The sequence below is a fragment of the Novosphingobium sp. JCM 18896 genome (assembly GCF_025938095.1).
Classification (GTDB): domain Bacteria; phylum Pseudomonadota; class Alphaproteobacteria; order Sphingomonadales; family Sphingomonadaceae; genus Novosphingobium.
This window is the reverse complement of the sequence record NZ_JAPCZF010000005.1, coordinates 189,625-202,002: the sequence shown is the minus strand read 5'-3', so window position 1 is coordinate 202,002 and position 12,378 is coordinate 189,625. Positions and strand designations below refer to the sequence as shown.

The following is a 12,378-nucleotide window of genomic DNA, read 5'->3' as shown; positions in this document are numbered from 1 at the left end:
TTCTCCCGCTGGCGGGAGAAGGATAGCGCAGCTTGCTGCGTCAGCGGCTAGCGGAACTTGGATGAGGGTGGCTCACCAAGCGTGCTCTTCGCCGTTCCACTTGTAGAACCCGCCGGTCCGGTCGAGCGTCCAGCCCTCGGCCAGCTTGCGGACGCCGGTGGCGCTGTCCTCGGGGGTGATGTCGGCACCCGCGCCGCCCATGTCGGTCTGGACATAGCCGGGGTGGATCAGCCCGACGATCACGCCGCGGTCCTTGAGGTCGATCGCCACCGATCGCATCATCCGGTTGAGCCCGGCCTTGGCCGCGCCGTAGTCGTAGAAGCCGCCATAGGGCCAGGTCGAGGCCGCCAGCTGGCTCGAAATGTTCATCACCTTCGATCCCGCCTGCATCCGCGGCAGGAAGGCCAGCAGCACGCGCAGCGGCCCTTTGACCATGACCTCGATCGACTGGTCGAACTCGGCCCAGTCGACACTTTCGAGCTGTGCGCCGGGCGTACCGAGGATGCCCGCGACGTTGTAGAGCAGGTCGATCGGCGCCGCGCCGGTATCGGCGGCCCCGGCCTTGACCGAGGCATCGTCGGTGACGTCCATCGCGTGCACCGAAAGCAGCCCGTTAGATTGCGCAGCCAGCGCGTTCAGCGCCTCTGCGCCCGCCGGATCGCGCGCCAGGGCGTAGACGCGGTCGCCCTGCGCCACATGCTGGCGCGCCAGTTCGAGCGCGATGCCACGCCCCGCGCCAGTGATCGCCACATTCGCCATCGATCCTCTCCTTCGTTCGCCGAGCGCGAACCTAGGCCATCGTAGGAGCGCGGCAAGGCGGCAAAACTGTCCGAAGTGCCAGATATGCCGCGCCGCGCGCAGTGGCAGACTGGCTTCGACAACACCGGGAGAAGCCATGCCGTTCGATCTCGAAGCCGAGGTGCGCGATCTCGCCGCACGGCGCGACATCACCGAAGCCGTGCACCGCTACATGCGCGGGCTCGACCGGCTCGACCCGGCGCTCCAGCGCAGCGCCTTCCACGACGACGCCCAGATCGATGCGGGGATCTTCGTCGGCGATGCCGGCGAATTCGTCGGCTTCTGCCAGGATTTCCTCGGCGCCATGGACGCCTCGCACCACCTGCTCGGCCAGGTGCGGATAGAGATCGACGGCAGCAATACCGGCCCCATTAAGACGGCTAGGGGCGAATGCTATTTCCAGGCCTGGCACGGCATCCGCGACCCTGCCGGAAACCCGCGCGACCTGTTCATCGCCGGTCGCTACGTCGACGACTACGCCTGTAAGAATGGCGAGTGGAGGATCGTCCGGCGCAAGCTTATCACCGACTGGGTGAAGGACGATCCGGCCGACCACGGCTTCTTTGCCGCCAACCCCACGACCAACCGCGCCGGACGCCGTGGAGAAGACTTCAGCGACACGCGCGTCTGGGCGCGCTGATCGCGGTTCCTGAGGATGCCCCAATGAACGCCGAGAGCAAGGTTTCCCGTTACTCGCCCGAATTCGACCAGCCGGTTCGCGGCGATGCGATCACCGCCGATCGCTATATCTCGAAGGACTGGATGGACCTCGAGATCAAGAACCTCTGGCCCAAGGTCTGGCACCTGGGCGGCGTGCTCGCCGATCTCGAGGACGAGGGCGACATCGTGCGCCACAACTTCGCCAAGGAATCGGTGATCCTGGTCCGCCAAGAGGACGGCTCGGTCTGCGCCTTCTACAATTCGTGCCCGCACCGCGGCAACCGGCTGATCCTGGGCGAGACGACCAGCGTGCCGGCGATCACCTGCGGCTACCACGGCTGGAAGTACGACCTCGACGGCACCTTGATCCAGGTCCAGGACCCCGACGATTTCGAGAGCGGCAATCCCTGCGGCCGCGTCCACCTGTCCGAGCTGCGCTGCGAGACCTGGGGGCCCTTCGTCTTCTGGTGCATGGACGACGACGTGGCGCCGCTGCACGAATGGCTGGCGCCCTTCCCCGAACGCCTCGCCGGCTATGGCCTCGAGAACTGGGTGCGCGTGCTCAACGTCTCGGCCGACTGCGAGTTCAACTGGAAAATCATCCGCGACAATTTCAACGAAAGCTACCACCTCCCGACGATCCACCCCGAACTGGCCACCTTCATCAACGATGGCCTGCCCGACACGCTGTTCGAGATGTACCCTTCGGGCCACAATTCGATGTGGATGAAGGGCCACCAAGCGACGACGCGCAAGGACTACGCCTCGGGCGAAGTGCCCACCCCGCTCGACGCGATCGCCCAGGCCTGGGGTATCGATCCCGCACTCTACAAGGGCCGCACCGACGAGGTGCGCGCGGCGATCGTCGAGGCCAAGCGCCGGCTCGGGCCCGAGCGCGGCTATGCCAATTACGACCAGATGACCGACCAGCAGCTGGTCGACTATTTCCACTGCACGCTGTTCCCCAACCTGACGATCACCATGTCGCCCGAGCAGTGCCAGATCCTGCGCACCGAGCCGCACCCGACCGATCCCGAGAAATGCGTGTTTCAGCACTGGTGCCTCTATCCGCCGGTGCCCGGGATGAAGGAGGTCGAGACCCCGGTCGGCCCGCTACCGCTGCGCCACGACGCGCTCAAGCGGCACTCGGTCTACGGCGACGGCGTCTCGGTCGGCTATGTCGCCGACCAGGACCTGTCGATCGGCACCAGCCAGCAGCAGGGCCTCAACTCGCGCGGGTTCAAGGGCTGCCTGCTACCGCTCCAGGAAAAGCGCGTGCAGCGGTTCCACGAGTTGCTCAACGACATGGTGCTGGGCCAGTGATCATGCCCGTCGCGGCCATCCCGCTTGAGGACCGCCTGGCGATCGAGGACCTGGCCGTCGCCTATTGCACGGCGGTCGACCGGATCGGTGACGTCGACGGGGTGGCTACGCTGTTCACCGAGGGCGGGGTCTACGATCTCGCCGAACTCGGCCTCGGCCACTTCGAGGGCCGCGCGGCGATCCGCGGCTTCTTCGCCGGCGCCTTCCCGACCATGGCGCACAACGCGCACTTCCTGAGCAATTTCGCGCTGGTCGACTATGCCGCCGACGGCGCCACGGCACAGGCCTATGTCCACGGCTACAGCCGCGGCACCGACGGCAGCGATCTCGAGGTCAAGGCTCGCTACACTTTTGACGTGGTGCGCGAAACGGAGAGCTGGAAGATCGCGCGGGTGGGCGTAAAGATGTTGATACCGACGGGTTGAGGGCAGTTTATCGGCCTGTGCCTCCCTCCGCCCCAAGCCTACGGCGTTTCCACCAAGATAGAGGCTTGCAGGCCAGCCGCTTTGATCAACTTCTGGTCGAACGTTAGAAATGCCCTGCAATCACCGGATTTCGCCAGATGCAGCGCATCGGCGAAATCCATGCCCTCGCTCATCCACGTCAGCGCCTGGGCAAGCAGAAACGGCTCTTCCACGGAGATTCCCGGCAAGCCGGCCAGGCCGCGCAAGCCGGCAACGATCTCTCCGGCGGTCAACCCGTAGGCGCTGCGCAAAACCCACTCGCTTTCGAGCAGCACCGTCGTCGGGATAAAAATATCGCCACCCGAGATCACCGCGCGGGCAGCCTCGGCCTGCCGCTTGTCATCGGCGGTCAGGAACCGGATGACGATGTTGGTGTCAATCGCGCGCACGGCGCTTCGCTTCACGGGCAACAGCGACGTCCATCTCGTCGATCGACAAGGCCGTGCCTTCGTATTTCAGCGAAGCGAACACCGCATCCACGGTCGATGGCGCGAACGCCGGCGCCGGCTTGAGGAGGACGCCATCGGCGGTCTCTTCCACCGTCAGTTTCGTGCCCGCTCCCCATTGCCGCTGGTCGCGAATGGCCTTGGGCAGGATCACCTGCCCCTTGGTCGAAATCACGGTCGTCAGCCGTTCCTGCACGCCCACAGCGAACCTCCGAAGTAAGACGAAGGTAAGATAGCGATTGTTACCGGTTTGGCAAGTGCGTCCCCAAATGCTTGCCCGCGAGATAGCCGAAGGTCATGCCCGGCCCCAGGGTACCGCCGGCGCCGCCGTAGCCCTCGCCCAGCACCGCCGCCATGGCATTGCCCGCGGCGTAGAGGCCGGGGATCGGCTCGCCCTGCCAGTCGAGCACCTGCGCGTCGCCGTTGGTCTTGGGGCCACCCGAGGTGCCGAGCGCGCCCGGTTCCATCTTGACCGCGTAGTAGGGGCCCTGGTCGATCAGGCCGAGCGTGCGGTACGGCGGCTCGAACTCGGCGTCGCCCCACATATAGAAGTTGTCGTAGGTGTTGTCGCCGCGGTTGAAATCGTCGTCGTGGCCCTGGCGGACCATGCCGTTGAACCGCTCGACCGTCGCCGCCAGCCCGGCCGCGTCGATCCCGGCGATTTCGGCCAGCGCCTCGAGCGTGTCGGCCTGCATCACGAAGCTTGGCAGCGGCGATGACGGCATGGCGTTGAACAGCGGATACTTGCCGCGATAGCGCTGATCGAAGATCAGCCAGTAGGGCAGGTTCGCATAGGAATGGGTGCCCGCGTCGAAGGCGTGCATCGCCTTGCCCATCGCGTTGTAGTTGGCCGCCTCGTTGACGAAGCGCTTGCCCTTGGCGTTGACCAGGATCGCGCCGGGCCGCGCGCGCTCGTCCGAACCGAGCAGGTAGTTGGGCTTGGCGTTGCGATGCTGCGGTTTGAATTCGAGCACCGACTGCTGCCAGAACGCATGCTGCATGTTGCCGAGCTGCGCGCCGGCCTCGATCGCCATGATCAGGCCGTCACCCTCGTTCTCGGGCACCGAGACCGGGCCGGTCAGCGGACCGCGCAGGAAGGTCTTCACCAGCTGCTCGTTCCACTCGAACCCGCCCGTGGCGATGACCACGCCGCGCCGTGCGCGGACGCGGAAGTCGCGGCCATTGGCGTCCTCGGCGATGACGCCGATCACGCGGTCATCATCTTTCACGAGCTTGCGCGCGCGCTTCTCGAACTCGACCGGGATCTCGCGGTCGAGCACGGCCTTGAACAGCGAGCCGGCGAGCGCCTGGCCGAGCCCGCGATAGTCGCCTTCCTCGCGCTCGGCCAAGGTCGCCGCGTCGAGCGTGCCCTGGATCGCCTCCATCAGGCTGCCACGCACCGGGTAGGCCATCTTGGTCGGATTGACCCGCGTCGCCCACTTGCCCAGCGTCGCGAACGAGAAGGCCTCGTTGTCGAGCGAGCGCCCGCCGTCGGGCTTGGCGCCGGGCAGATAGGGCTGATAGTCGGGAAAGTCGGCATAGGCGTGGAAGCGCACCGGCGTCTTGTCGATCAGGTAGCGGATCAGCTCGGGCCCGCCTTCGAGGAAGGCGCCCAGGGTCTCGGGATCGAGCTGTCCGGGCGCCAGGGCATCGAGATAGGCGACCACCTCGTCATCGGAATCGGCGATGCCGGCCTCGACCTGATAGGGATTGTTCGGGATCCACAGCATGCCGCCCGACATGGCGGTGGTGCCGCCGACCATGCCCGACTTCTCGAGGATCACGACCTCCCCGGCACCGAAATCCTTCGCCGCGATCGCCGCCGTCATGGCCGCGCCGCCGGACCCGAGGACGACGACGTCGGCCTCGAGGTCCCAGTTCATCTCTTCCGACATCTTTTCTCTCCCGCGCCTGGTTCAGACCTGGCTGAAACCGCCGTCCATGAGGAATTCGCTGCAGGTCACGAAGCTCGCGGCTTCGGAGCAGAGGTAGACCACGCCGCCACCCATCTCGTCGGGGCGGCCGAGCCGGCCGATCGGATGGCTCGCGACCATCGCGTTGTACGACACCTCGCGCGACGGCACCGCGCCGAGCTCGACATAGCGATCCATGATCGAATTGAGCATGCCCGTCTCGATGCCGCCCGGGTGCACCGAATTGCAGCGGATGTTGTATCCGAGCGCGCCGAATTCGGCGCCCATGCACTTCGACAGCATTTTCACCGCGGCCTTGCTCGTGCAATAGGCCGCGTTGAACGGCGCCCCGCGCAGCCCGCCGACGCTCGAGAAGTTGACGATCGAGGCCCCGCCCTTGCGCGCCTTGCCGCCTTCCTTGAGCAGCGGCAGCAGGATCTGCGTGCCGATGATGATGGAATCGACGTTGATCGCGTTGACCCGGTGCCATTCGGCCAGCGGGGTGTCCTCGATCTTGGTGACGATCGAGATCGCCGCGAGGTTCACCAGCGCGTCGAGCCGGCCGTAGGTCTCGCGCGCGAGCGCCTCGACCGCCAGCCAGTCGCCCTCGCTGGTGACGTCGTGGCGCAGGTAGTGGTCGGCGCCGGGCACTTCGGCGCTCTCGGCCAGGTCGGTGGCGATCACCGTCGCGCCGGCGTCCTTCATCTGCCGCACGACCGCGCGGCCGATGCCGCCGGCGGCGCCCGTGACGACCGCGATTACGTTTTCGAGCCCGATCATTGTGCGGTCCATCCTCCGTCCATGACCAGTTCGGCGCCGGTCATGTAGGCGCTGTCCTCGCTGGCGAGGAAGAACACGCCCGCGGCGAGTTCGGCGGGATCGGCCAGGCGGCCGAGCGGGGTCTGCGCGGCGACCGCATCGACCAGGTCCTGCGCCTTGGCCGCGGCGCCCTTCTCGACCCAGCGCTGGAAGCCTTCCTGCAGCAGCGGCGTCACGACGAAGCCGGGATGCAGCGAGTTGGCTCGGATCGGCATCTGCTTCTTGGCGAACTCGACCGCGATCGACTTGGTGAACAGCCGCACCGCACCCTTGCTGGCGTTGTAGGCCGAGGTATCGGTATAGCCGACCAGCCCCATGATCGAGCTGACGTTGACGATCGAGGCGCCGCCGCGGAACTCCTTTCCGTGCTCGGCCAGCATGGGCACGAAGGTCTTCACGCCGAGGAACACGCCGTCGACGTTGATGTCCATGATCCGGCGCCAGCCTTCCATGGTTAGGCCCTCGACCGGGCCGGTCAGATCGATGCCGGCGTTGTTGACCAGGATATGCAGCTTGCCGTGGCGGCTCTGCACGACGTCGCGCGCGCGCTGCCAGTCCGCTTCCTTCGTCACGTTGGCCTGGACGTAGCTCGCCGCCTGGCCCAGCCGGCCGAGCACTTCGCCGGCCAGGGCGCTGTCGGGCGCGTCGAGATCGGACAATACCACCTCGGCGCCCTCGGCCAGGAAGCGCTCGACGCAGGCGAGGCCGATGCCGCGCAGGCCGCCCGAAACGAAGGCGACCTTGCCCTGCAGGCGCCGAGAACCCAAATCTTGGCCAAGATCATTCATACGCCCATCATCCCTGCCGTGGTTGCGCCATCGATCACGTATTCGCTGCCCGAGACGAAGCGCGCCTCGTCCGAGGCCAGCCAGGCGACCAGCCCGGCCACCTCGTCCACCCCGCCCATCCGGCCGAGCGGCGACATGCCCTCGTAGGCCGCGCGCGCGGCGGCGGGATCGGGGGCGTTCTCGATCTGGCCGCGGATGATGCCGGTCTCGACCACGCCGGGCAGCACCGCGTTGACGCGGATCTTGTAGCCGCGGTTGCCGCAGTGGACTGCGGCCGACTTGACCAGCGCCACCACCGCCGCCTTCGACACCGAGTAGGCGACGAAGTTGCCCATGGCCCGGTGCGCGTTCATCGACGAATTGATGATGATCGAGCCCGTGGCGCCATCGGGATTGGCCTTCATCGCGCGGATCGCGTGCTGGACGGTCAGCATGACACCGGTCTGGTTGACCGCGATGACGTTGTCCCAGCCCTCGATGCCGATGTCCTCGACGCTGGCGTCGCCATGCTCGGTGCCGGCATTGGCGAAAGCGATGTCGAGCCGGCCGTGCTCGGCCAGGATCGCCGCCATCAGCGCGGGCCAGGCGCTGGCGTCCTGCACGCGATGCGCGCGGAACTGCGCGCCGGTCGCGGCGCAGAGCTGTTCGGCCGCCGCCGCGTTCGATCCGGTGAAGATCACCTTCGCACCCTCGGCCGCCAGCCGTTCGACCGTGCCGGCACCGATGCCCGACGTCCCGCCCGTGACCAGCGCGACCTTTCCATCCAGCCGCCCATTATCCAGCCGTCTGTCCACGGCGTTCTCCCATCTGTTCGTTGAGCCGGTGTGACCGATTCCGCAGCGGCTGCCACCTATGCTTTCGACAAGGTGACGCCCGCTTGCCGGAGCGTCAAAACCGTCGGACAACCAGAATTGGGGAAAGAGGAGTCGATTTATGGCCGAGCGCGATCCGGGGCTTAACGACGACAAGAGCCGGGGGATCAGCTGGACCGATCTGATGGCGATCGATTCCCGCCCGGCGCCCGCTTCGCTGACCGAGGAAAGCTACCAGTACCGCGGTTCGGAGCCGCTGGCCGTCACGCGCTACACCAGCGCCGACTTCGCCCAGGCCGAGCGCGAGAAGATGTGGCCCTATGTCTGGCAGTTCGCCGCGCGCGAGGAGGACATTCCCGAGGCCGGCGACTATACCGTGTTCGAGAACGCCGGCCGGTCCTGGTTGGTCACGCGGCAGGAAGACGGCTCGGTCCGCGCCTTCCACAACGTCTGCCTCCACCGCGGCCGCAAGCTGCGCACCGAGGACGGCAACGCCGATACCTTCACCTGCCCGTTCCACGGCTTTTCGTGGAACGCCGATGGCTCGTTCCGCCAGATGCCCTGTTCGTGGGACTTCCAGCACCTGACGAACGAGAAGCTGCAGCTGCCCGAAGCCGAAGTCGCACGCTGGGGCGGCTACATCTTCCTGCGCGAGGAAAAGGGCGGGCCAAGCCTCGAGGAATTCCTCGCCCCCCTGCCCGAGCACTTCAAGCGCTGGCGGCACGAGGAATGCACGACGGTGATTTGGGTCGCCAAGGAAGTCGCGGCCAACTGGAAGGTCACCGCCGAGGCCTTCATGGAAGCCTGGCACACGGTCGTCACCCACCCGCAACTGCTGCCCTTCACCGGCGACAGCAATTCGGCCTACTGGACCTGGGGTGACAACGTGAACGTCAACCTGGTGCCCTTCGGCATCGTCTCGCCGCACCTCGACGCGACGGGCAAGGCCGAGCAGTGGATCGTCGACGAATTCGTCAAGTTCAACGGCCGCTCGGCCGACAACTACGAAAGCGCCGACGCCGATCCCTTCGCGGTCCAGGTGCCCGAGGGCAAGACCGCGCGCGAGGCGCTGGGTGACGCCATGCGCAAGGCCTATACCGAACAGACCGGCTACGACCACGACGATGCGACCGACGCCGAACTGCTCGACGGCCTGGTCTACAACGTGTTCCCCAACTTCGCGCCCTGGGGCGGCTTCATGCCCAACGTCGTCTATCGCTGGCGGCCGGGCAAGACACCCGACACCTGCCTGATGGAAGTGCGCATCCTCGCGCGCGTCAAGAAGGGCGAACCGATCCCGCGCGCCGTACCGATGCACCTGCTGAGCCCCGACCAGCTGTGGACAGACGCGCCCGAGCTCGGCGTGCTCGGCTCGGTCTTCGAGCAGGACATGGCCAACCTGCCCTTCGTCCAGGACGGCCTCCACGCCTCGAAGACCGGCGAGATCCAGCTCGGCGACTATCAGGAGATCCGCATCCGCCAGTTCCACCAGACGCTCGACAAGTATCTGTCGGGCGAGCTCGGAGGCGCCAAGAAGTGAGCGCAACCGAAGCGCATCCGCCGCGGATCGACTGCGTCCTGATCTGCGGCGGCGTCTGGCACGACATGGACTTCGCGCGGCTCGAACTCCTGAAGCTGCTCGCCGAAGACCAGCGCGTGCGCACGCGCGTGTTCGAGGATTACGAGAACCTGGAAGCGCTGGCCGAAGCCGACGTGCTGATCACCTATACCTGCGACGTCACGCCCTCGCTGGCGGCGCAGGAGGTGCTGCGCGACTGGCTGGCCAAGGGCGGACGCTGGTATGCGCTCCACGGTACCAATTCGGTCCTGCGCCTGCTCGAAAACGGCCTGTGGGACGCGCCGCGCTGGGCACCGCTGTTCATGGACCTGGTCGGCAGCCAGTTCCTCTCGCATCCCCCGATCGCACCCTATCGGGTGACGGTCGCCGACCCCGGCCATCCCCTCGTGGCCGGGGTCGAGCCCTTCGAGACCAATGACGAGCTCTACCACATGGAGCGCCACGGCGATCTCCACGTCCTGCTCGAGACGGTCTGCACCGAGCCCGGCACCGGCTTCGTCGAGGCCGAGCAAGCGCCGGGCACGCACCCGGTCTGCTACATCAAGCAGCACGGCCAGGGCGCGGTGCTCTACCTGACCCTGGGCCATTGCCGCGGGCATTACGACCTCCAGCCGATGGCCGACTGGTGGCCGACGGTCGACCGCTGCGCCTGGGACCTGCCGGTGTTCTACGACCTGCTGCGCCGCGGCATCGGCTGGCTCAAGGAACGCGAGCCGGCCTAGCCGCTATTTCAGCGGCAGGAACACTTCGCAGACCACCTCGGGCACGGGCGTGTTCGGGGGCAGCGAAAAGTGCCGCTGGCAGTAGATCGGGAAATCCCGCGCTTCCTCGCCGCTCGCCGGAAGCCAGTCGCGGTAGAGATAGAGCGCGGCCGGTTCGAGATTGTTGGTGTTGTGGATGACGCGCAGCACCGCGCAACGTCCACCGGGGATCATGCCCGGTTTCATCTGCCCGTCGTCGGCGGCGACGGGTCGATCCGTGCCGATGCACAGGTCCATGCTATAGTCTTCGGGATTATCCGGTATCCTCTCGGACCGGAAGACGTTGAAGGTCGAGCTGGTCTCGGGCGACAGGCCCGCGGCCTTGCGCCAGGCGACGAAGCGCTCGATGGTTTCGGGCAGCCGCGCGCGATCGCCGCGATGCTCCATGATCGCCACCGGGATAGGCGGCAGGTCGCGGATCGTGACGTCCTCGGGTTCGTAGATGATCTTCATGAGCTTGCTCCTGGCGTTGTCGAGGGGCCCGAAGGCCGCAAGCCACGGCGCCCAGTCGGGCGATTTCCGAAACGACGAGGGCGACTGTCCCAACCGCTGCCGAAAGGCGCGGGCGAAGGCGTCCGGCGCGTCGTAGCCGGCATCCATCGCGATGTCGGTGACGCTCTGGCCGTCGGAACGCACCAGATCGCACGAGGCCCGCTTCATGCGGACCAGCTGGACATAGCGATGCACGGACAGCCCGAAAGTCGCCGTGAACTGTCGGTGGAAATGGAACTTGGAAAAGGCCGCGACACCGCTCAGCACGTCCAGGTCCAGATCCTCGTCGAGATGCCGGTCGATGTGATCGAGCACCCGCTCCATCCGGGTCTGGTAGTTCAGCAGCGCCGCCTTCATCCTCGCTCCTCCGTGACGCCCCCTCTTCGCGCCGACGACCATCCTGTGCTCGACCGATGTTGCTCTTTGGCACGCCCTTATCGGCCTTGCCAAATCAGGCCATCTTTGGAATTGGTAAGGCCAAATTCAGAGGAGTGGTGGAATGGATCGTCGATCGGCAATGCGCATGGCAGGAGCGGCCGCGGCTCTGGGTGCATTTCCCGTCTCGCCAGCCCTGGCCCAGGCGTTCTCCCCCATCGCCGGTCCGCGCTCGCGTGTCATCTACGTCAACGATCTCAGCGGCGATCTCGATGGGTTCTTCGCGACCGTGCACATGCTGCTCTCGCGCTCGGTAGACCTGCGCGGCATCGTCGGCACGGGCACGGGTCGCCCCGGTGAAACCGCCGAAAAGTCCGCCGACTTCGCCAGGGAAATTCTCGGTCTCATGGCACTCACGGGCCGGGTTCCCGTGCACACCGGCGCGGCGGGGAAGATGGCCGCCGCCAAGTCGGCCGTTGCTTCGCCCGGGACCAAGGCGATCATCGACGAAGCGATGCGCACCGATACCGACCTGCCGCTCTTTGTTGCGGTAGGCGGAGGCCTCACCGAAGTGGCCAGCGCGCTTCTGATCGAGCCCAAAATCGCCGACCGCCTGACGCTCGTCTGGATCGGCGGTGACGCCTTCCCGAGCGGCGGCACGGGCGAGACCAATTTCAACATCGATCCCCTGGCCGCGCAGTATCTCTACAACGATACCGCGCTGCGGATCTGGCAGATCCCGCGTGCCGCCTACGCGACGACGGTCGTCTCGGCGACCGAACTGCAGGCCTTCGTCGCCCCGCACGGCGCAATCGGCAAGTGGCTCTACGACAAGGTGGTCGACGCTCCGAACCGATTCCGCAAGGTGCTCAACATGGGCGAGACCTGGACCCTGGGCGACAACCCGCTGGTCTCGCTCATCGCCCTGGGCGATTGGGGACCCAGCAGCTACCGGCCGTTTCGCTACGAACGCACCGGCTCGAACCTCCACGACGAGGTCATCGCGCCGCGGCTCAATCCGGATGGCACCTTTGCGCCGCGAAGCGAAGGGCGCAAGATCCGCATCTACAAGTCGATCGACAGCCGCCTGATGCTCAACGACTTCTTCGCCAAGATGCGCGTGAACTTCCCCGACCGGGCGTGATCCG

14 protein-coding genes are annotated in these 12,378 nt (G+C 66.5%); 6 read left to right on the top strand and 8 right to left on the bottom strand.

Features of this window, described 5'->3' with window-relative positions:
* Positions 1-72: 72 nt before the first annotated feature.
* On the bottom strand, positions 73-759 hold the full coding sequence (locus OLX23_RS18250; protein WP_264446467.1) for an SDR family oxidoreductase: 687 nt from the start codon (positions 757-759) through the stop codon (positions 73-75).
* Between the two features lie 136 nt (positions 760-895).
* Here OLX23_RS18250 and OLX23_RS18245 point away from each other — a divergent pair, with 136 nt between their 5' ends.
* Genes OLX23_RS18245 through OLX23_RS18235 form a run of 3 tightly spaced genes read left to right on the top strand, consistent with a single transcriptional unit; the run spans position 896 to position 3,206 of the window.
* Positions 896-1,438 carry a nuclear transport factor 2 family protein gene (locus OLX23_RS18245; RefSeq protein WP_264446466.1) on the top strand — a complete coding sequence of 181 codons (543 nt, stop codon included), beginning with the start codon at positions 896-898 and terminating at the stop codon, positions 1,436-1,438.
* Positions 1,439-1,461: 23 nt separating this feature from the next.
* Entirely contained in the window at positions 1,462-2,781 is a 1,320-nt protein-coding gene (locus OLX23_RS18240) for an aromatic ring-hydroxylating oxygenase subunit alpha (RefSeq protein WP_264446465.1), read from the top strand.
* A 2-nt stretch (positions 2,782-2,783) separates the two neighbouring features.
* Complete coding sequence (locus OLX23_RS18235; RefSeq protein ID WP_264446464.1) at positions 2,784-3,206, top strand: nuclear transport factor 2 family protein; 423 nt, start codon at positions 2,784-2,786, stop codon at positions 3,204-3,206.
* Positions 3,207-3,244: 38 nt separating this feature from the next.
* Here OLX23_RS18235 and OLX23_RS18230 read toward each other — a convergent pair whose 3' ends face one another.
* From OLX23_RS18230 to OLX23_RS18205, 6 genes are read right to left on the bottom strand one after another with little or no spacing between them, the layout of a single operon-like run.
* A complete protein-coding gene (locus OLX23_RS18230; protein WP_264446463.1) occupies positions 3,245-3,634 on the bottom strand; it encodes a type II toxin-antitoxin system VapC family toxin in 390 nt (129 codons plus the stop codon).
* Positions 3,621-3,893, bottom strand: a complete 273-nt coding sequence (locus OLX23_RS18225; RefSeq protein ID WP_264446462.1) for an AbrB/MazE/SpoVT family DNA-binding domain-containing protein — start codon at positions 3,891-3,893, stop codon at positions 3,621-3,623. Before OLX23_RS18225 ends, OLX23_RS18230 begins: the two co-directional genes overlap by 14 nt.
* 40 nt (positions 3,894-3,933) lie before the next feature.
* On the bottom strand, positions 3,934-5,586 hold the full coding sequence (locus OLX23_RS18220; protein WP_264446461.1) for an FAD-binding protein: 1,653 nt from the start codon (positions 5,584-5,586) through the stop codon (positions 3,934-3,936).
* A gap of 21 nt (positions 5,587-5,607) precedes the next feature.
* A complete protein-coding gene (locus tag OLX23_RS18215) occupies positions 5,608-6,384 on the bottom strand; it encodes an SDR family oxidoreductase (RefSeq protein ID WP_264446460.1) in 777 nt (258 codons plus the stop codon).
* Positions 6,381-7,211 (bottom strand): SDR family oxidoreductase, encoded by an 831-nt coding sequence (locus tag OLX23_RS18210; RefSeq protein WP_264446459.1) that lies wholly within the window; start codon positions 7,209-7,211, stop codon positions 6,381-6,383. Before OLX23_RS18210 ends, OLX23_RS18215 begins: the two co-directional genes overlap by 4 nt.
* The gene (locus OLX23_RS18205) at positions 7,208-8,005 is read right to left on the bottom strand and encodes an SDR family NAD(P)-dependent oxidoreductase (RefSeq protein ID WP_264446458.1); all 798 of its coding nucleotides are present in this window, start codon (positions 8,003-8,005) and stop codon (positions 7,208-7,210) included. The genes OLX23_RS18210 and OLX23_RS18205 overlap by 4 nt, the downstream gene beginning before the upstream one ends.
* A 139-nt stretch (positions 8,006-8,144) precedes the next feature.
* On the opposite strand from OLX23_RS18205, the gene OLX23_RS18200 reads away from it, so the two are divergent.
* Together OLX23_RS18200 and OLX23_RS18195 are read left to right on the top strand one after the other, a co-directional pair.
* Positions 8,145-9,563 (top strand): aromatic ring-hydroxylating oxygenase subunit alpha, encoded by a 1,419-nt coding sequence (locus OLX23_RS18200; protein ID WP_264446457.1) that lies wholly within the window; start codon positions 8,145-8,147, stop codon positions 9,561-9,563.
* A complete protein-coding gene (locus tag OLX23_RS18195; RefSeq protein ID WP_264446456.1) occupies positions 9,560-10,324 on the top strand; it encodes a ThuA domain-containing protein in 765 nt (254 codons plus the stop codon). Before OLX23_RS18200 ends, OLX23_RS18195 begins: the two co-directional genes overlap by 4 nt.
* 3 nt (positions 10,325-10,327) lie before the next feature.
* Here OLX23_RS18195 and OLX23_RS18190 read toward each other — a convergent pair whose 3' ends face one another.
* Positions 10,328-11,212, bottom strand: a complete 885-nt coding sequence (locus OLX23_RS18190; protein ID WP_264446455.1) for an AraC family transcriptional regulator — start codon at positions 11,210-11,212, stop codon at positions 10,328-10,330.
* Between the two features lie 142 nt (positions 11,213-11,354).
* Here OLX23_RS18190 and OLX23_RS18185 point away from each other — a divergent pair, with 142 nt between their 5' ends.
* Positions 11,355-12,374, top strand: a complete 1,020-nt coding sequence (locus OLX23_RS18185) for a nucleoside hydrolase (RefSeq protein ID WP_264446454.1) — start codon at positions 11,355-11,357, stop codon at positions 12,372-12,374.
* Positions 12,375-12,378 lie beyond the last annotated feature (4 nt).

Coding starts and splice junctions, on each gene's coding strand:
- OLX23_RS18185 (WP_264446454.1), top strand. CDS start 11,355: ATGGATCGTCGATCGGCAATGCGCATGGCAGGAGCGGCCGCGGCTCTG.
- OLX23_RS18240 (WP_264446465.1), top strand. CDS start 1,462: ATGAACGCCGAGAGCAAGGTTTCCCGTTACTCGCCCGAATTCGACCAG.
- OLX23_RS18235 (WP_264446464.1), top strand. CDS start 2,784: ATGCCCGTCGCGGCCATCCCGCTTGAGGACCGCCTGGCGATCGAGGAC.
- OLX23_RS18220 (WP_264446461.1), bottom strand. CDS start 5,586: ATGTCGGAAGAGATGAACTGGGACCTCGAGGCCGACGTCGTCGTCCTC.
- OLX23_RS18210 (WP_264446459.1), bottom strand. CDS start 7,211: ATGAATGATCTTGGCCAAGATTTGGGTTCTCGGCGCCTGCAGGGCAAG.
- OLX23_RS18190 (WP_264446455.1), bottom strand. CDS start 11,212: ATGAAGGCGGCGCTGCTGAACTACCAGACCCGGATGGAGCGGGTGCTC.
- OLX23_RS18250 (WP_264446467.1), bottom strand. CDS start 759: ATGGCGAATGTGGCGATCACTGGCGCGGGGCGTGGCATCGCGCTCGAA.
- OLX23_RS18200 (WP_264446457.1), top strand. CDS start 8,145: ATGGCCGAGCGCGATCCGGGGCTTAACGACGACAAGAGCCGGGGGATC.
- OLX23_RS18245 (WP_264446466.1), top strand. CDS start 896: ATGCCGTTCGATCTCGAAGCCGAGGTGCGCGATCTCGCCGCACGGCGC.
- OLX23_RS18215 (WP_264446460.1), bottom strand. CDS start 6,384: ATGATCGGGCTCGAAAACGTAATCGCGGTCGTCACGGGCGCCGCCGGC.